Source organism: Stutzerimonas kunmingensis (assembly GCF_014764705.1).
Taxonomy (GTDB): Bacteria; Pseudomonadota; Gammaproteobacteria; order Pseudomonadales; family Pseudomonadaceae; genus Stutzerimonas.
Genome location: NZ_JACXXG010000004.1, coordinates 15,834 through 32,804 on the forward strand (window position 1 = coordinate 15,834; position 16,971 = coordinate 32,804).

Genomic DNA, 16,971 nt, shown 5'->3' on the forward strand with positions numbered 1-16,971 from the left:
TAATCGCCACCGCGTTGCCGGATGGCGATTACTGCAATTCGTAGGGATAGATTTTCTGTGCCTGCATGCGATAACCAGCCTCTGCCAGCTCGCTGCTGGCGTGTTCCACCCTCAGCGGTCCCTCGATCCAGAACGGTTCATATAGCGCTTCCACCCGCACGCCCAGCTCGCTGGTGGCATGCACGATCTGGTTGGATGGCGGCGGGGGCACGTGAATGCAGGCGCCGAAGTAGGGCACCAGCAGGAATTCGATGACGCGCCCTTCCTCGGTCATGTCCAGCGGCACGATATACCCCGGCAACTTCACCATCTGCCCATCGAGCGCTTCGACCACTGGCGCGGCCGGCGACTGTTGTGCGGCAGCCGGCCCGGCCTCGGCAGCCAGCGCATCGGCCAGCTGCGACATGTCATGCATGGCCATTGGCGGCGGTGGTGGCGGCGCGCCCTCGGGAATCAGCTCCGACCACTGTAGATCGCGGACGTCATCGGCATGCGCAGAGACCGCACAGGCCAGTAGCAGAGCAAGCAGCAGGCGCGACATCGGGTTCCTCACAGTCGAATCGACAGGCCATCGGCCAGCGATTGGCGATAGGCCCGCCAGGCCGGCACGCTGCCCATCAGCAGTGCCGCCAGCAGGATAGCGCCGAGCAGTCCCCACTCATAGGCGCTCGGCCAGGCCAGCGGCAGATAAAGGCCGTAGAGGCTCTGCAACGGCGATTGCACGATCGCGATGCCGATATACAGCAGGGCCAGCCCCAGCAGCGTGCCCGCGAGGGCCAGGCCGAACGCCTCGATGATCAATAGCGCGGCGATATGCCAGGGGCGAGCACCCACCGAGCGCAGGATCGCCATCTCCCGGCGTCGCTCGTTGAGGCTGGTGAGGATCGCCGTGAGCATGCCGATCAGGCCGGTCAGCACGACGAACAGCGAGACCACGAACAGCGCTTTCTCGGCCGTGCCCATCAGGCTCCAGAGCTCCTGAAGGGCGACGCCGGGCAGGATCGCCAGCAGCGGCTCGCTGCGGTACTGGTTGATTTCCCGTTGCAGGGTGAAGGTGGCGACCTTGCTGTTCAAACCGAGCAGGACCGCAGTGATCTGCTGCGGCTGTAAATCGAGTGCCCGCGCTTGCTCGGCGTCGATACGCCCGGCGCCGCGGGCCGGCATGCCGTTCTGCCAGTCGACATGCAGCGCTTCCATGCCGGCCAGACTGATGTGCAGGGTACGGTCGACCGGCGTGCCGGTGCGCTGCAGCACGCCGACCACGCGGAACGGTTTGTCATCGTGCTGTACGAGGCTGACACGCGCTACGCCATGTGCGAGGACGATGCTGTCGTCGAGTTTGTAGCCCAGGGCACTGGCCACTTCCGCGCCAAGCACGACCTCGAACGGATCGCTTTCGAAGGCGCGGCCTTCGGCCAGTTGCAGCGGCTGTTTGCGACCGTAGCGGTAATGCTCGAAATAGGCCGTGCTGGTGCCCATTACGCGGTAGCCACGATGGGAGTCGCCCAAGGAAATCGGAATCGCCCAAGCGACCCGCGGGTGTTCGGCGAAGCGCTGGTAGCTGTCCCAGCGGATGTTGTTGGTTGCATTGCCGATGCGGAACACCGAGTACAGCAACAGATTGACCGAGCCGGAGCGCGCGCCGACCACCAGATCGGTGCCGCTGATGGTGCTGGCGAAGCTGGCACGGGTTTCGTTGCGCACCCGTTCGACGGCGAGCAGCAGGCACACCGAGAGGGCGATGGCGAACACGGTCAGCAGGGCGGTGAAGCGCCGATTGTTCAGGCTCGCCAGGGCCAGGCGCAGGAGATACATCGCTCAGCACTCCACTGCGCGCGTCGCGCGATTGAGCTCGGCCAGCGACAAGCTGCGGTCGAACAGTGGCGCCAGGCTCTGGTCATGGCTGACGAACAGCAGGCTCGCGCCGGCTGCGCGGCACTCGGAGAACAGCAGCTGCAGAAAGACTTCGCGGCTATCCGCATCCAGCGCCGAGGTCGGCTCGTCGGCGATGACCAGCTCCGGCTGGCCGATCAGTGCGCGGGCAGCGGCGACGCGTTGCTGCTGGCCGATGGAGAGCGCATCGGCACGACGCTCGAACATCCCCGGGGGCAGTCCCAGATGCTCCAGCAGGCTCGCCGCCGCGGCATCCGTACTGCCGTGGCGCTTGCGCGCACGTTCGGCACGCAGCGGCGAAAAATGGCAGGGCAGGCCGACGTTCTCGCGTACCGAAAGAAAAGGCAGCAGGTTGAACTGCTGGAAGATGTAGCCGGTGTGATCGACGCGGAAACGGTCACGGGCACCGGCCGACAGACTGCCGAGGTCGCGGTCGAGCAGACGGATACTGCCGCGGCCGGCCTTCTGCACACCGCCGATCAGGCCGAGCAGGGTGGTCTTGCCGCTGCCCGACGGGCCCTTGAGAAACAGGCTTTCGCCGCGTTCGAGGCGAAACGTGGGGATGTCCAGCAGCTCGGCCTGGCGGGGCCAGGCGAAGCCGAGGTTGTCGATTGCGAGGAGTGGAGCGCTCATCGGGGTCCAGTGCTGGTTCAGAAGGGCAACTGCGCGTGGGCCGGAGTCAGTTCCGTGCCCTGCTGGCCGCTCGGGCCGATCAGTTGTACCTGAATCTTTTCCGTGCCGGGAAAGCTTTCGAACAGCCGTGTGAGATCCAGTGCGCGCAGCACCTCTGGGTTGCTGCAGGCGAGTTGGTAGTGCGCTTCCATATCGCTGTGGCCACCGGCTTCGTGGTCGTCGTGGTCGTGCTTATCCTCCTGCTTGTGTTCGTGATCATCGCGGCGCTGATAGCCCGCATGGGCCGAGCCGAGCAGTTCGCCGGCAAACTGCTGTTCACTGACGCTACAACCTGCCGCCGCCGGGAGGCCGAACAGGGGCAGAGGTTGTTCCAGTTGCGAGCGTACGCTGGCGATCTTCGCCTCATCTGCTGCGCTGGCAGCAGCGTGCTCGAAACCGAGCAGGTTCATCGCCGGGCTGATCAGCTCCAGCTCCAGCTGATTGCCATCCAGTGCCACATTCAGGCGCGCCGCGCCATGCTCATGCGCACCCAGGCTGGTGGCGCCTTCGTGTTCATGGTGATGATCGTCTTCATGTGCTTGGCTGTAGCTCAGGGGCAGCAGAAGCATAGGCACGGCAAAAAGTAGGTGGCGCATGATCGGCTCCATCGAAAGGGGTTTGTTACGTTATAACAACTTTGCCGTGCGGCTGGCCAGTCCGCTGCCTTCATGTGAGGATGAACGCATAGCTCTGGAGGGACAGCATGATTCGAATCCGCGGACGCATAGGAGATTGGCCGGTCGATCTGGAAATCGAGCTGGACGCCCAGGACTGGATGAACCTGACCCGTAGCGTCGGCACCGATGAGGCTGCGGCGGGTGGCGTCCCGGCGCCTGCGACGCCACCTGGCGACGCCCTGTGGCACAGTGCGCGGGAGCGACTGCGCTGCGCTGGCAAGCTGGACGGCCCGGAATTGCTCGCCGAACTGGAAGCGCTCGCCGGCAATGCGCTGCTGGCCAAGCGGCTGCTGGTGCGCTTGCGTCACTGTGACGAGGTGAAGGTCGAGCACGGCGCCGACTCGGCTTGCTATCACTGGGTCGGCGCGCCTTCCTGATGGCGCGCCGGAGGTTTGCCCGCGATCAGTAGATCGCCTGGTAAAGCTTGCGGCGGTACAGCGTCACCAGCGGGTGGTCATTACCCAGCAGATCGAAAACCTGTAGCAGCGTCTTGTGCGGCTGCCCATCGGCGTACCCGCGGTTGCGCACGAACAGCTTGAGCAGGCCGTCGAGCGCCGCCTCGTATTGCTGGCGAGCCAGTTGCTGGATGGCCAGCTGATACGCCGCTTCATCGTCCTCGCCATTCTGCGCCAGGCGACTCTTCAGGGTGGCGACTTCCGGCAGGTCGTTGGCCTGGCGCAGAAACGTCAGCTGAGCACGGGCGCCGGCCAGAGCCTGCTTGTGCTCATCGCCTTTTACCGCGTTGAGCACCGTTTCCGCTTCGCCCAGTTCTCCGCGTTCGGCCAGGCAGCGGGCATAAAGAATCAGCCCGGCAGCGTTCTCGTTGTCTTCACTCAGCAGCTGCTGCAGCTGCGCCTCGGCCTCGGCGAAACGGCCTTCGGCGAAGGCGGCCTGCGCGCTTTCCAGCAGGTTGCCCTGCGGCGTCGCCGGAGCCTGCACGTGGGGCTCGAGCATGGCGCGAATCGCCGATTCCGGCTGCGCACCGGCAAAGCCGTCCACTGGTTGACCATCCTTGAACAACACCACGGTTGGCAGGCTGCGGATGCCGAAACGGGCGACGACCTCCTGTTCGATGTCGCAGTTGACCTTGGCCAGCAGCAGCTCACCCTGATACTCCTCGGCGATCTTCGCCAGCAGCGGCATCAGGGCCTTGCACGGCGCGCACCATTCGGCCCAGAAATCCACCAGTACCGGCTTGTGAAACGAGTTCTCGAGCACCAGCTGTTCGAAGCTGGCGGTGGTGACATCGAAGATATAGGGCGTCTGGCTCATCGGGATTCTCGTGGGCGACGAATGACTGAAAGGCTGTGCATGGTATGTGGGGGCGCTCGCCACGGGAAGCAAGGGCTCGCATGGCGGTTGCCATTGGTCTATGGTTGCGCCCGCCAGGTGGCGCAGGCCTCTTGCCGGCGCATCGTGGCGCAACCCTTTTCCTAGACCGGTGCGGCGTTTGCAGTCGCGCGTCATAAGGAGTTTCACATGTCCGTTCTCTCCGACTTCCGGGAGCGCTACCTCGTGCGCTTCTGGTCGCCGCTGCCCGCGCTTGTCGCGCTGGGCGTCGCTTCCGCTTACTACTTCGCCATAACCGGCACCTTCTGGGCTGTCACCGGCGAGTTCACTCGCTGGGGTGGACACGTCATTTCCTGGTTCGGCTACGCACCCGAGGAGTGGAGTTACTTCAAGCTGATCGGCTTGTCCGGCACTCCGCTCGATCGCGTGGATGGCGTGATGATCATCGGCATGTTGCTTGGCGCACTGTGTGCGGCGTTGTGGGCAAACAACGTCAGCCTGCGCTGGCCGACCAGCAAGCGCCGCTTGGTGCAGGGGCTGATCGGCGGGGTGGTCGCCGGCTTCGGCGCGCGCCTGGCAATGGGTTGCAACCTGGCGGCTTTCTTCACCGGCATTCCGATGTTTTCGCTGCACGCCTGGGCGTTCATGTTGGCCACCGTGGGTGGCGCCTGGATTGGCGTGAAAATCTGCCTGTTGCCCTGGTTGCGCACGCCGCTGAAGGTCGGCAGCCAGGCCAGTTCGCTGTTCGGCGATGCGGAGGGCACGCGGCGGCGGGCCACGGTGCAGGCCCGGATCGGCACGGCGGTCGCGGTGCTTGCGGTCGCCTTCGCTGCCTGGCGTTTCGATGCCTCGCTGGTGCTGGGCATGGCGGTGCTGTTCGGACTCCTGTTCGGCGGGCTGATCGAGCGTGCACAGATCTGCTTTACCAGTGCCGCCCGCGATCTCTGGACCACCGGCCGAACCCGCGCTGCCTACGGCATCCTGCTGGGCATGGCTGTGGCCTGCGTCGGTACCTTCGGTGCCATCGCGCTAGGGGCAAGCCCGAAGATTTTCTGGATGGGGCCGAACGCAATCATCGGTGGCGTGCTGTTTGGTATCGGTATCGTCGTTGCCGGCGGCTGCGAAACCGGCTGGATGTATCGCGCCATGGAAGGGCAGGTGCATTTCTGGGTGGTCGGCGTCGGTAACGTTATCGGCGGTACTCTGGTGGCGGTCTACTGGGACGAACTCGGCACCTCGCTGGCACTGCCCTATCCGAAGATCAATCTGCTGGAGAGCTTTGGCCCGGCCAGTGGCTTGCTGCTGACCTTCGCCGGCCTGGCCGTCGCCATGTTACTGGTGCACCTCAATGCACGTCGTTTCCAATCGAAAAGGAGCCCTGCCCGTGAGCCAGGCCAAACCGAATCTCTCGCTTGATCTGCGTGGCGAGCATTGCCCGTACAACGCCATCGCTACGCTGGAAACCCTGGAAACCATGCAGCCGGGGCAGCTGCTCGAGGTGGTAACCGATTGTTCGCAGTCGGTGCATGGCATCCCCGAGGACGCCAAGGCCAAGGGCTACAACTGCCTGGCAGTGGAACAGCACGGCCCGCTGTTTCGTTTTCTGATCGAAGTGCCGCGTTGAGAGACTGCGCCATGGCGGCCTTGAAGGGTTGTTATGGCAGAAGTGGCCAGCTGCCCAGCTCGTCGTAGCGCACGCCGTCCGCCGTATTGACTGAACGGTAGAGCACGAAGCGATCGACGTGCCAGGTGAAGTCTGGCGCCGATTGCTGCGCTCGGCTCCGGGCCTGGCGGCTCAGCGTCAGGTGCGGTAGGAATGGCCGGCAGTCGAGCACGACGCCAAGCGCTGCCAGCCGTTCGCTCAGTGCTTCGACCAGCTGCAGCAGCGCGGGCGGTGTACTGGCGAGCTGCAGGCAGATGAAACCTTTGCCAATGGTGCTCAGGCGGTCGAGAGACAGGCTGAAAGCTTCGGCGTGCACGGTCGCAGCCATCTGCAGCAGCGCGTCGAGGTGTTCTCTCGGTTGTGCGCCAAGAAAGGCCAGGGTCAGGTGCAGGTTGTCGCGCGGCACCGCTCGGCCATCGATCGCCTGGTCGTCCCGCCACGCGCAGATCGCAGCCGCCTGCTCGGGCGGGCAGGGCAGCGCGAAGAACAGTCGCAGGTTTTCCTCGCTCATGGTGGTCTCCGTGCAACTAGCGCGTCGCGTGATAGAGGCTGACCTGGCGAAATTCTGCCGGCTCGGCCAGATCCGGCCGGGTGCAGGCATCCAGCACGTCCAGGCGCCGGTACAGCGGGTGGGAGAAATCGCGCACGCGGGAGTCGGCCACTAGCGCTTCGCGTCCACGACTGAGGAAGTGATCCAGCAGCGGCAGATTGGCGCGGTCGTAGAGCACATCGGCGACGATGATCAGGTCGTAGCGATCCGCCTCGCCGAAGAAGTCCTGCGAATAGCGTAGCTCGACCTCATTCAGCGCGGCGTTGGCCTGGCAGGCGGCGAGCGCCAGCGGGTCCAGGTCGCAGGCCACCACTTCGGCAGCGCCCGCCTTGGCCGCGGCGATGGCGGCGACGCCCGAGCCCGCGCCGAAATCGAGCACGCGTTTGCCGCGCACCCATTCCGGCCGGTCGGCCAGCCAGCGCGCCAGCACCAGGCCGCTGGCCCAGCAGAAGCTCCAGTACGGCGGGTCTTCGAGTATCCGTCGGGTTTCCTCGGGGCTGAAGGCGCGATCCATGTTGGCGGCGTCGACCAGCCAGAGCCGCAGATCGGTGCCCGGCAGCGGCTCGGCAACCAGGCGCGCATCGCCCAGCAGCTCGTTCAGTGCCGACTGTAAGGACGCCGGTGCCGTCACGGCGCAGGAACCAGCTGCAGCGGGCCGAGCGCCTGGCTGGCTGGGCTGGAAATAGTCCGCGGCGGCAGCCGCATGATCAGTTGGCCGGCCCGGGTGACCCGGCCGCGCAGCTCGACACGCTGGCCGGTGGGAAAGGCGTCGGGGTTGAACTGCAGGATGAAGGGCAGTTGGCTATCGCGGCCCTTGAGCTGGACGTTGCTGAGCAGGCGGTCCGGCTGGTCGCGACGATCAACTTCCAGCAAGGCGAGTTCGACATCGCTGCCTGCCGGCGCGCCGATCAGGCTGCCGCTCAGTTCGTTGAGCAATTTGGAGTGCGGGGCGGTGCTCAGCTCGACCGGCGCGGTCGGCGGCTCGCTGGGTTGGCTACTGCAGCCGGCGAGCAAGGCCAGGAAGGCAGGGAGAACGAAAAAACGTGGTGGCACGGACAGCCTCCTGAACGACGATTGCGAGTTGTATAGCAGCAAAGCCGTCGCCTTGTCTTGCGGGTCGGATGCGCTACCATGGCCGCCCCGACGTACGACCGATTTCAGCCCCATGCATTGTCCCTTCTGCGCTGCCAACGATACCAAGGTCATCGATTCCCGCCTGGTTGCCGAGGGCGATCAGGTGCGCCGCCGCCGCGAGTGTCTGGCCTGTGGCGAGCGTTTCACTACGTTCGAAACCGCCGAGCTGGTGATGCCACGCTTGATCAAGTCCGACGGCAGCCGCCAGCCGTTCGACGAGCAGAAGCTGCGCGCCGGCATGCAGCGTGCGCTGGAAAAGCGTCCGGTCAGCGTCGAGCGTCTCGAAGCGGCCATCGCCCATATCAAGCATCAGCTGCGCGCCACCGGCGAGCGCGAAATCAAGTCGAGGGTGCTCGGCGAACTGGTGATGGCCGAGCTGCAGAAGCTCGACGAGGTCGCCTATATCCGCTTCGCCTCGGTCTACCGCCGCTTCCAGGACCTCAACGAATTCCGTGAGGAAATCGAGCGGCTGTCCCGCGAGCCCGCGAAGCCCGAATGACTACCGATCACGCCTGGATGGCCCGCGCACTGCAGCTGGCGCGAAAAGGCCTGTATTCGACCCATCCGAACCCGCGGGTCGGTTGCGTGATCGTCGCCGCTGGCGAGCTGGTTGGCGAAGGCTGGCACGTACGCGCCGGCGAGCCACATGCCGAAGTCCATGCGCTGCGCCAGGCGGGTGAGCGCGCCCGCGGTGCCACCGCCTACGTCACCCTCGAACCTTGCAGCCACTACGGGCGTACACCGCCCTGTGCCGAAGCGCTGGTCAAGGCCGGCGTCGGCCGCGTGGTGGCGGCCATGCAGGACCCCAATCCGCAGGTCGCCGGGAACGGTCTGGCGCTACTGTGTAGCGCCGGCATCGAGGTCGCCAGCGGCGTGCTGGAAGCCGAGGCGCGCGAGCTCAACTGCGGCTTTATCAAACGTATGGAAAGCGGCCTGCCGTTCGTTCGTGCCAAGCTGGCGATGAGCCTGGACGGGCGTACCGCGATGGCCAGCGGCGAGAGCCAGTGGATCACCGGCCCGGCCGCCCGCGCCGAGGTGCAGCGCCTGCGCGCGCGCTCCAGCGTTGTGCTGACCGGCGCCGATACGGTGCTCATGGATGCCGCGCGGCTGACCGTGCGTGGCGCCGAACTGGGGCTGGATGCGGAAACGACTGCGCTGGCGCTGCAACGTCCGCCGTTGCGAGTGCTGGTCGATGGCCGGTTGCGCGTGCCGCTGGAAGCGCCGCTCTTCCAGGCTGGTCCGGCGTTGGTCGCTACGGCCGTGCCGGGCTGCGAGGAGGCCTATCGTGCAGCGGGCCATGAGGCGCTGGTGCTGGGGCAGGAGCGGGTCGACCTGGTCGCACTGCTGCGGGAACTGGCCGCGCGCGGGGCCAACGAGGTGCTGGTCGAAGCGGGCCCGCGGCTGGTTGGTGCGTTCGCCAGTCTCGGCCTGATCGACGAATACCAAGTGTTCATGGCGGCCAAGTTCCTCGGCTCCTCCGCGCGGCCGCTGCTGGAGCTGCCTCTGGAGCGCATGAGTGAGGCGCGCGAGCTGAAGATCGTCGACATCCGTGCGGTGGGTGACGACTGGAAGATCGTGGCGCGTCCGGCCAGCTGATCGGCAACCCGTGTCGGCTGTGTCCGCCGATAGCCTGTGTCTTGCATTCAGATAGCCGATTACCGGGCGATAATCGGCTGCCCCGCGTCGCTATTTGTGTTAAAAACGCTGCCGGGCCGCGACTGGCCCAACGTTCTCAGGGCGGGGTGCGATTCCCCACCGGCGGTAATGGCGCAGTTACAAGGATGAAAGCGCAGCGAGCGCTGAGCAGGCAAGGCGTGATTCGACGAGAAGGCGGAGTTTACCCTGGTAAATGAGTACTTCGAGGAGGACCACAACGCAGCATGCTCTGCGCGCAGTAGCTTTCAATCGCGTCTAGCCCGCGAGCGCTTGCTTCGGCAAGGTCAGCAGACCCGGTGTGATTCCGGGGCCGACGGTATAGTCCGGATGAGAGAGAGCGGGATATCCCGATGGACGCCGTCCGTGCGCCCGTCATGCATCCCTATCGATCCGTAGCGCCCTGTTTTTCAAAAACAGGAGTTCGTCGTATGCAGCGTTTTACCCGCCTTCCTCGGGAGGCCACATGTTCACCGGAATAATCGAAGCCATCGGCAGCATCCGTGCGCTCACGCCCAAGGGTGGCGACGTCCGCGTGCTGGTCGAAACCGGCAAGCTGGATCTGGGCGACGTCAAACTGGGCGACAGCATCGCGGTCAACGGCGTCTGCCTGACGGCGGTGGAGCTGCCGGGCAACGGCTTCTGGGCCGACGTCAGCCGCGAAACCCTGGCGCGCACCGCCTTTATCGACCTCAAGGCCGGCAGTCGGGTCAATCTGGAGAAGGCCCTGACGCCTACCAGTCGCCTCGGCGGGCACCTGGTCAGCGGTCACGTCGACGGCGTCGGCGAGGTCGTGGCGCGTGAAGATAACGCCCGCGCCGTACAGTTCCGCATCCGCGCGCCACGCGAGCTGGCCAAGTACATCGCGCTCAAGGGCTCGATCACCGTCGATGGCACCAGCCTCACGGTCAATGCGGTCAACGGCGCCGAATTCGAGCTGACCATCGTGCCGCACACCCTCGGCGAAACCATCATGGCCGACTACCGCCCCGGGCGGCAGGTGAATCTGGAAGTCGACCTACTGGCGCGTTACCTGGAGCGCCTGATGATGGGTGACAAGGCCGCCGAACCCAAGGCCTCGGGGCTCACCGAAGGTTTTCTCGCCGAGCACGGCTATCTGAAGAATTGAGGAGACACCCCATGGCGCTCAATACCGCTGAAGAACTGATCGAAGACATCCGCGCCGGCAAGATGGTCATTCTCATGGATGACGAGGACCGCGAGAACGAAGGAGACATCATCGTCGCCTCCGAATGCGTGACCGCCGAGCACATCAACTTCATGGCACGCTTCGCCCGTGGCCTGATCTGCATGCCGATGACCCGCGAGCGCTGCGAACTGCTCAAACTGCCGCTAATGGCGCCGCGCAATGGCTCGGGCTTTGGCACCAAGTTCACTGTCTCCATCGAGGCCGCCGAAGGCGTCACCACCGGCATTTCCGCTGCAGACCGCGCGCGTACCGTGCAGGCCGCGGTAGCGCGAGCGGCGAAAGCCGAAGACATCGTCAGCCCTGGCCACATCTTCCCGCTGATGGCGCAGCCGGGTGGCGTACTGGCGCGTGCCGGCCACACCGAGGCGGCATGTGATCTGGCACGCATGGCGGGCTTCGAACCATCCGGCGTGATCTGCGAGATCATGAACGACGACGGCACCATGGCGCGCCGCCCGGAGCTTGAGCTGTTCGCCGAGCAGCACGGGCTGAAGATCGGCACCATCGCCGACCTGATCCACTACCGCATGATCCACGAGCGCACCGTCGAGCGGGTTTCCGAGCAGCCGCTGGAAACCGAGCTGGGTCAGTTCAACCTGGTCACCTACCGCGACGGCGTCGAGGACACCGTGCACATGGCACTGACCCGAGGTGAAATCTCCCCGGAAGAACCCACGCTGGTGCGCGTGCACAACATGGAGCCGCTGCGTGATCTACTGCTGGTCACCGTGCCGGGTCGCTGGAGCCTGCGTGCTGCGATGAGCGAAGTGGCCAAGGCCGGCAAGGGCGTTGTGCTGCTGCTCGGCAACCCGCTGACCGGCCCGCAGTTGCTGGCGCAGCTGACCCGCCAGCAGCCGCCGACCCCGGCGACCTACAGCACCGTCGGTGCCGGTTCGCAGATCCTGCGTGATCTTGGTGTACGCAAGATGCGCCTGATGAGCGCGCCGATGAAGTTCAACGCGATATCCGGCTTCGATCTGGAAGTTGTAGAATACCTCCCGGCCGAATAATCAGAGGCGCCGCGCAGTCCGCGGCGCCTTCGTTCTTTAAAGAGATGAGAAAGCACCCATGCCCCTGAAGACCATCGAAGGAACCTTCATCGCCCCGCAGGGCAAATACGCCCTGGTCGTAGGCCGCTTCAACAGCTTCGTCGTCGAGAGCCTGGTCAGCGGCGCGGTCGATGCGCTGGTTCGTCACGGCGTCAGCGAGAACGACATCACCATCATCCGTGCACCGGGTGCCTTCGAGATTCCGCTGGTTGCGCAGAAGGTCGCCCAGCAGGGTGAATACGACGCCATCGTCGCCCTCGGCGCGGTCATTCGTGGCGGCACGCCGCACTTCGAATACGTTGCTGGCGAATGCACCAAGGGTCTGGCTCAGGTTTCCATGGAATTCGGTGTGCCGGTCGCCTTCGGCGTACTGACCGTCGATTCCATCGAGCAGGCCATCGAGCGTTCCGGCACCAAGGCCGGCAACAAGGGCGCCGAAGCCGCACTTTCCGCACTGGAAATGGTGAGCCTGCTGTCGCAGCTGGAGGCGAAGTGAGCCTGAATCACGACGATAGCCAGGACGCTCCCCAGCCCAAGGCCAAGGGCAAGATTGCCACGCGCCGGGTTGCCCGCAGCCTGGCGATGCAGGCGCTGTATCAGTGGCACATGGCCGGTCAGAGCCTCAACGAAATCGAGGCGCAGTTCCGCGTCGACAACGATTTCTCCGGGGTGGACGGCAGCTACTTCCACGAGCTGTTGACCGGTGTCGCACGCAGCAAGAGCGAAGTCGACGGTGCCATCGCGCCGAATCTCGACCGTCCGCTGGACGAGCTCGATCCGGTGGAGCTGGCGATTCTGCGGCTGTCCACCTACGAGCTGATGCAGCGCATCGACGTGCCTTACCGCGTAGTCATCAACGAAGGCATCGAGCTGGCCAAGGTCTATGGCGCCACCGACGGGCACAAGTTCGTCAACGGCGTGCTGGACAAGCTGGCGCCCACGCTGCGCAGCGCCGAAGTGCGCAACCACAAGCGCTGATGGCTGCTCGCCTTGCTGGGTGAGTTCGAGCTGATCCGTCACTACTTCGCTGCCGCCGCTTGTGCCAGGGCTGGCGGCGAAGTCGTTCTCGGCATTGGCGATGATTGTGCCCTGCTGCAGCTTCCGGTCGGCGAACAGCTGGCGGTTTCCACCGATACCCTGGTCGCCGGGGTACATTTCCCCGATCCCTGCGATCCCTTCCTGCTCGGCCAGCGCGCGCTGGCCGTGGCCGCCAGTGATCTTGCCGCCATGGGCGCCGCGCCCATCGGCTTCACCCTCGCCCTGACCTTGCCTGCTGGCGATCCACTCTGGCTTGCGGAACTTGCCCGTGGCCTGGATTCGATGGCGCTTGATTGCAGCCTGCGTTTGATTGGTGGCGACACCACCCGCGGCCCGCTGAGCCTGACCGTCACCGTGTTCGGCCGGGTGCCGTCCGGGCTGGCGCTGGTTCGGTCCGGCGCGCAGGTCGGTGATCTGCTCTGTGTCGGCGGTGTGCTCGGTGAGGCGGCTGGTGCCCTGCCGCTGGTGCTGCGCCAGGCCGAAGCCGATGCGGACGTCGCCGAACACCTGCTGGCACGCTACTGGTCGCCGCAACCGCAGCTGGCCCTGGGTGAAGCGCTGCGAGGCAAGGCCACGGCGGCGCTGGATATCTCCGACGGTCTGCTGGCCGATTGTGGGCATATCGCCAAGGCTTCGGGCGTGGCCTTGCAGATCGTGCGTGATCGCCTGCCGCTGTCCGAACCTTTGCGGCGCTTCGCCGGCGACGCCGAAGCGCTGCGTTGCGCGCTGGCCGGCGGCGACGACTACCTGCTGGCGTTCACCCTGCCGGCTGCTGAGCTCGTATCACTGCAGGCCGCCGGCTGGCCGGTACAGGTCATCGGCCGGGTGTTGGCAGGGGAGGGTGTGCAGCTGATCGATGCGGCGGGCAATGAAGTCGCTGTGTCCGAACGTGGTTACAACCATTTCAATGCGTAAGTGCTGCGATGCGATCGCTTACCTCCGATCCGAGAAAGGAACGCTGTTTTGACTGAATCCTCACCAGTCGCGGCCAAGCCGCAAACCCTGGTTTGGTCCGACCCCTGGCACAACCTGGCGTTCGGCTTCGGTTCCGGGCTGATGCCCAAGGCGCCGGGTACCTGGGGTTCACTGGTAGCACTGCCGTTCGTGCCGCTGTGGCAACTGCTGCCGGGGTGGGGTTATCTGCTGATGCTCGGCCTGACCATGCTGTTCGGCGTCTGGCTGTGTGGCAAGGTGGCGCGCGAACTCGGCGTGCATGACCACGAAGGGATCGTCTGGGACGAGTTCGTCGGTATCTGGATCACTTTCTGGCTGGTGCCGGAAGGCTGGTACTGGATGCTGCTCGGCTTCGTGGTGTTCCGTGTGATGGATATCGCCAAACCCTGGCCGATCAGCTGGGTCGATCGGCATATCCATGGCGGGGTGGGGATTATGCTCGACGATATCCTCGCCGGTGTCGCGGCCTGGGCGGTCATGCAGGGACTGGTGGCGCTGTTGGTTTGATTGTGCGTCCGGTCGCTGCAGGCAGTCGGCCATTGAAGGATGATCGGCGTTCGCCCCGGGCCCGGTTTCGAGGAAGAAATAGCCATGCGTAGCGTCTCCATTCTGTTCGCCAGCCTGTTGCTCCTGCCCGCGCTGGCGCAGGCCGCCTCCATGGTGCAAGTGGTCGGGCTATTTCCGGGCGCTGCGGTGGTCAATGTCGACGGTCAGCGCAAGCTGGTCAGGGTCGGCCAGACCGGCCCTGGCGGCGTCCAGGTGGTGAGCGCCGATGCCAGCGGTGCGGTGCTGCGCGTCGACGGCGTTGAGCGTCATTACAACCTGAGTCGCGAATACAGCGGCGCCTACGCGGCGCCAAGCAAGACCCAGCTGAGCGTCGCAAAGGGCACTGGCGGCCATTACTGGATCGCCGGTGCGATCAACGGCCAGTCGATTCAGTTTCTCGTTGATACCGGCGCCACCTCGGTGGCGATCAACGAACATCAGGCCCGTCGCTTGGGCATCGACTACCGCGTCAACGGTCGGCCCATGGTGGTGAGCACCGCCAGCGGTACGGCGAAGGCCTGGCGCGTGCATCTCAACAGCGTCAAGGTCGGGGCGATCGAGGTGCTCGGCGTGGACGCGGTGGTCGTCGAGGGCGGTTCGCCTACCGAGGCGCTGCTCGGCATGAGCTTTCTCGGGCGCGTCAGCTGGCGCGAGGAGCAGGGCGTGCTGGTGTTGGAGTCGAAAACCTCCTGAGCGGCTTCCTGACGGCACGATAGGCGCGGTCGACGACCAAACTCTCCAGCCAGATTCGCGGTTAGTTGGTGTTACAATGTCCGCTTTTCTGCCTCCTGGGATTTCCGCCCGTGTCTGTCGTGTTCGTCGCCGCTTCCCAACTGCCGACGCCGTTCGGTGTGTTCACCATGCATGGTTTTCTCGACCAGGACACTGGCAAGGAACATGTCGCACTGACGCTAGGCGATGTGGCCGACGGCAAGCCGGTGCTGGGTCGTCTGCACTCCGAGTGCCTGACCGGCGATGCGTTGTTCAGCCTGCGCTGTGACTGCGGCTTCCAGCTCGAAGCGGCACTGCGCGCGATTGCCGATGAGGGTCGCGGCGTGCTGCTCTATCTGCGCCAGGAAGGCCGTGGTATCGGCCTGCTGAACAAGATTCGCGCTTACGAACTGCAGGATGCCGGCGCCGACACCGTCGAAGCCAACGAGCGTCTGGGGTTCGCCCCGGACATGCGCGACTACGGTATCTGCCTGCCGATGCTCGAGCACCTGGGCATCGCCGAGATCAAGCTGATGACCAACAACCCACGCAAGGTCAAGGCGCTGCAGGGCTTCGGCATTCGCGTCGCCGAACGCAAGCCATTGCAGATCGCGCATAACCCGTACAACCGCAACTACCTCGCCACCAAGGCCGGCAAGCTCGGCCACATGCTCGGCGAGATTCACCAAGGCGAAGCCGAGCAGTCGTGACGCGCGCCGCCGCCCTTCGCCAGCTCGCACGTGACGGCTGGCTGCATACGCTGCTGATGGTGCTACCGGTGCTGGTGCTTGGGCGCACATCGGTGGTGTTTGCCGACTGGGGTCTGCCACTCTTCGCAGCAGGCCTCGTCTCGCTGTTCTTCAGCCTGCGGGCTTTCACCCGGTTCAAACATGCACTGATCGCCACCGAACAGGCGCTGAACGGTCCGGTGGAGGACGACGCCTGGAACGATCTGCGTCGCGTGCGCCGTCACGGCCTACTGATCGCCTCATTACCGGCCTGGTTCGGTGCTGCGGGTGCGCTGTTCGGCATGGAGCCGGTTGCCCGCCTGCTGCTGGTGTTCGGTAGCCTGGTGTTGCTGGTGCTCTACCGCATTCCGCGGCAATTGCATTGATGCGACGTCTGCTGCTTGCCGCGCTGATTTCCCTGGCGTCATCGCCTGCGTTGGCTGCCGAGCGGGTGGTGAGTCTGGCGCCATCGCTCAGCGAGATCATGCTCGAACTCGATGCTGCCGACCGGCTGGTTGGCGTCCTGGATGGTGGCGAGCGCCCAGCGGCGCTGCAGTCGGTGCCTTCGGTTGGACGCTATGGCCAGGTGGAGATGGAAACCCTGCTCAGCTTGCGCCCTGATCTCGTGCTGCTCTGGCCGGACAGTGTGCCGCGCAGTCAGCGTGAGCAGTTGCAGCAGTTCGGTATTCCCGTTCTGGTTGTCGAGCAGACCCGTCTCGAAGGGCTGGCCGAGCAGTTCGTTGTAGTGGGTAATGCCGTCGGGCGCGCCGAACAAGGCGAACGACTGGCCGGGCGCTTTCGTGCAGGCCTCGCCGAATTACGCAGCAACTACACGCGCGCTGAGCCGCTGCGGGTGTTCTATCAGATCTGGAATCGCCCGCTGTATACCCTCGGCGGCCAGCAGATCATCAGCGAAGCGATAGAGGTGTGTGGTGGGCAAAATGTTTTTGCCGATCTGACCCTGGCGGCGCCACAGGTCAGCATCGAGGCCGTGCTCGCCCGCGATCCCGAAGTCATTCTTGCCGGTAGCGGTGCGCAGCTGGACGAATGGCTGGCCTGGCCGCAGCTCAGTGCCGTGCGCAGCGGTCGACTGCTTGAAGTGCCCGACAAGGGGCTGGAGCGGCCGAGCTTCCAGATGCTGGGGGCGATCCGGAAGCTCTGCGAGGTGATGGCGGCTGCGCCCTGAGCGGGCGCGCCGGTAGA

Annotated in this window: 23 protein-coding genes; 15 read left to right on the top strand and 8 right to left on the bottom strand. The window is 65.1% G+C overall.

The features are described 5' to 3' along the window. Nucleotides 1–28 precede the first annotated feature (28 nt). Genes IEG05_RS04910 through IEG05_RS04925 form a run of 4 tightly spaced genes read right to left on the bottom strand, consistent with a single transcriptional unit; the run spans nt 29 to nt 3,173 of the window. The gene (locus IEG05_RS04910; protein WP_014821581.1) at nt 29–541 is read right to left on the bottom strand and encodes a DUF3299 domain-containing protein; all 513 of its coding nucleotides are present in this window, start codon (nt 539–541) and stop codon (nt 29–31) included. 8 nt (nt 542–549) lie between these two features. Next, entirely contained in the window at nt 550–1,815 is a 1,266-nt protein-coding gene (locus IEG05_RS04915; RefSeq protein ID WP_046617770.1) for an ABC transporter permease, read from the bottom strand. A 3-nt stretch (nt 1,816–1,818) separates the two neighbouring features. Further along, nucleotides 1,819–2,526 (bottom strand): ABC transporter ATP-binding protein, encoded by a 708-nt coding sequence (locus IEG05_RS04920; protein ID WP_044314120.1) that lies wholly within the window; start codon nt 2,524–2,526, stop codon nt 1,819–1,821. Between the two features lie 17 nt (nt 2,527–2,543). Further along, on the bottom strand, nt 2,544–3,173 hold the full coding sequence (locus IEG05_RS04925) for a DUF2796 domain-containing protein (RefSeq protein WP_046617771.1): 630 nt from the start codon (nt 3,171–3,173) through the stop codon (nt 2,544–2,546). A 95-nt stretch (nt 3,174–3,268) separates the two neighbouring features. Between IEG05_RS04925 and IEG05_RS04930 the strand changes: the two genes are divergently transcribed. Continuing rightward, nucleotides 3,269–3,619: a hypothetical protein gene (locus tag IEG05_RS04930; RefSeq protein ID WP_014821577.1), complete on the top strand. Its 351-nt coding sequence runs from the start codon at nt 3,269–3,271 to the stop codon at nt 3,617–3,619. A gap of 25 nt (nt 3,620–3,644) precedes the next feature. Here IEG05_RS04930 and trxA read toward each other — a convergent pair whose 3' ends face one another. Beyond that, nucleotides 3,645–4,514 (bottom strand): thioredoxin, encoded by an 870-nt coding sequence (gene trxA / locus IEG05_RS04935; RefSeq protein WP_023444684.1) that lies wholly within the window; start codon nt 4,512–4,514, stop codon nt 3,645–3,647. 207 nt (nt 4,515–4,721) lie between these two features. On the opposite strand from trxA, the gene yedE reads away from it, so the two are divergent. Both yedE and yedF read left to right on the top strand, forming a co-directional pair. Next, a complete protein-coding gene (gene yedE, locus IEG05_RS04940; RefSeq protein ID WP_023444683.1) occupies nt 4,722–5,948 on the top strand; it encodes a selenium metabolism membrane protein YedE/FdhT in 1,227 nt (408 codons plus the stop codon). Then, nucleotides 5,917–6,156 (top strand): sulfurtransferase-like selenium metabolism protein YedF, encoded by a 240-nt coding sequence (yedF, locus tag IEG05_RS04945; RefSeq protein WP_023444682.1) that lies wholly within the window; start codon nt 5,917–5,919, stop codon nt 6,154–6,156. The genes yedE and yedF overlap by 32 nt, the downstream gene beginning before the upstream one ends. Before the next feature lie 31 nt (nt 6,157–6,187). Here the strand turns inward: yedF and thpR are convergent, their stop codons facing one another. From thpR to IEG05_RS04960, 3 genes are read right to left on the bottom strand one after another with little or no spacing between them, the layout of a single operon-like run. Then, nucleotides 6,188–6,706 (bottom strand): RNA 2',3'-cyclic phosphodiesterase, encoded by a 519-nt coding sequence (gene thpR, locus IEG05_RS04950; protein ID WP_046617774.1) that lies wholly within the window; start codon nt 6,704–6,706, stop codon nt 6,188–6,190. A 16-nt stretch (nt 6,707–6,722) separates the two neighbouring features. Beyond that, a complete protein-coding gene (locus tag IEG05_RS04955; protein ID WP_046617775.1) occupies nt 6,723–7,376 on the bottom strand; it encodes a class I SAM-dependent methyltransferase in 654 nt (217 codons plus the stop codon). Beyond that, nucleotides 7,373–7,798: a YbaY family lipoprotein gene (locus tag IEG05_RS04960; RefSeq protein ID WP_014821571.1), complete on the bottom strand. Its 426-nt coding sequence runs from the start codon at nt 7,796–7,798 to the stop codon at nt 7,373–7,375. Before IEG05_RS04960 ends, IEG05_RS04955 begins: the two co-directional genes overlap by 4 nt. 112 nt (nt 7,799–7,910) lie before the next feature. Between IEG05_RS04960 and nrdR the strand changes: the two genes are divergently transcribed. From nrdR to IEG05_RS05020, 12 genes are all read left to right on the top strand, one after another. After that, nucleotides 7,911–8,378 carry a transcriptional regulator NrdR gene (gene nrdR / locus IEG05_RS04965; protein WP_003281766.1) on the top strand — a complete coding sequence of 156 codons (468 nt, stop codon included), beginning with the start codon at nt 7,911–7,913 and terminating at the stop codon, nt 8,376–8,378. Beyond that, nucleotides 8,375–9,475 (top strand): bifunctional diaminohydroxyphosphoribosylaminopyrimidine deaminase/5-amino-6-(5-phosphoribosylamino)uracil reductase RibD, encoded by a 1,101-nt coding sequence (gene ribD, locus IEG05_RS04970; protein ID WP_046617776.1) that lies wholly within the window; start codon nt 8,375–8,377, stop codon nt 9,473–9,475. Before nrdR ends, ribD begins: the two co-directional genes overlap by 4 nt. A gap of 523 nt (nt 9,476–9,998) precedes the next feature. Continuing rightward, on the top strand, nt 9,999–10,661 hold the full coding sequence (locus IEG05_RS04975; protein WP_014821569.1) for a riboflavin synthase: 663 nt from the start codon (nt 9,999–10,001) through the stop codon (nt 10,659–10,661). 11 nt (nt 10,662–10,672) lie between these two features. After that, entirely contained in the window at nt 10,673–11,752 is a 1,080-nt protein-coding gene (gene ribBA / locus IEG05_RS04980; protein WP_014595797.1) for a bifunctional 3,4-dihydroxy-2-butanone-4-phosphate synthase/GTP cyclohydrolase II, read from the top strand. Between the two features lie 58 nt (nt 11,753–11,810). After that, entirely contained in the window at nt 11,811–12,287 is a 477-nt protein-coding gene (gene ribH, locus IEG05_RS04985) for a 6,7-dimethyl-8-ribityllumazine synthase (protein WP_003289143.1), read from the top strand. Next, nucleotides 12,284–12,769 (top strand): transcription antitermination factor NusB, encoded by a 486-nt coding sequence (gene nusB, locus IEG05_RS04990; RefSeq protein WP_003281759.1) that lies wholly within the window; start codon nt 12,284–12,286, stop codon nt 12,767–12,769. The genes ribH and nusB overlap by 4 nt, the downstream gene beginning before the upstream one ends. Nucleotides 12,770–12,781: 12 nt before the next feature. Next, complete coding sequence (gene thiL / locus IEG05_RS04995) at nt 12,782–13,744, top strand: thiamine-phosphate kinase (RefSeq protein WP_046617777.1); 963 nt, start codon at nt 12,782–12,784, stop codon at nt 13,742–13,744. 48 nt (nt 13,745–13,792) lie between these two features. Then, nucleotides 13,793–14,290 carry a phosphatidylglycerophosphatase A family protein gene (locus IEG05_RS05000; protein ID WP_023444676.1) on the top strand — a complete coding sequence of 166 codons (498 nt, stop codon included), beginning with the start codon at nt 13,793–13,795 and terminating at the stop codon, nt 14,288–14,290. An 84-nt stretch (nt 14,291–14,374) separates the two neighbouring features. Next, a complete protein-coding gene (locus IEG05_RS05005; protein WP_031297385.1) occupies nt 14,375–15,022 on the top strand; it encodes a retropepsin-like aspartic protease family protein in 648 nt (215 codons plus the stop codon). Nucleotides 15,023–15,132: 110 nt separating this feature from the next. After that, the gene (gene ribA / locus IEG05_RS05010) at nt 15,133–15,750 is read left to right on the top strand and encodes a GTP cyclohydrolase II (protein WP_041014975.1); all 618 of its coding nucleotides are present in this window, start codon (nt 15,133–15,135) and stop codon (nt 15,748–15,750) included. Beyond that, on the top strand, nt 15,747–16,154 hold the full coding sequence (locus tag IEG05_RS05015) for a hypothetical protein (RefSeq protein ID WP_023444673.1): 408 nt from the start codon (nt 15,747–15,749) through the stop codon (nt 16,152–16,154). Before ribA ends, IEG05_RS05015 begins: the two co-directional genes overlap by 4 nt. Next, nucleotides 16,154–16,954: a cobalamin-binding protein gene (locus tag IEG05_RS05020; RefSeq protein ID WP_046617778.1), complete on the top strand. Its 801-nt coding sequence runs from the start codon at nt 16,154–16,156 to the stop codon at nt 16,952–16,954. Before IEG05_RS05015 ends, IEG05_RS05020 begins: the two co-directional genes overlap by 1 nt. The last annotated feature ends 17 nt before the right edge of the window (nt 16,955–16,971 follow it).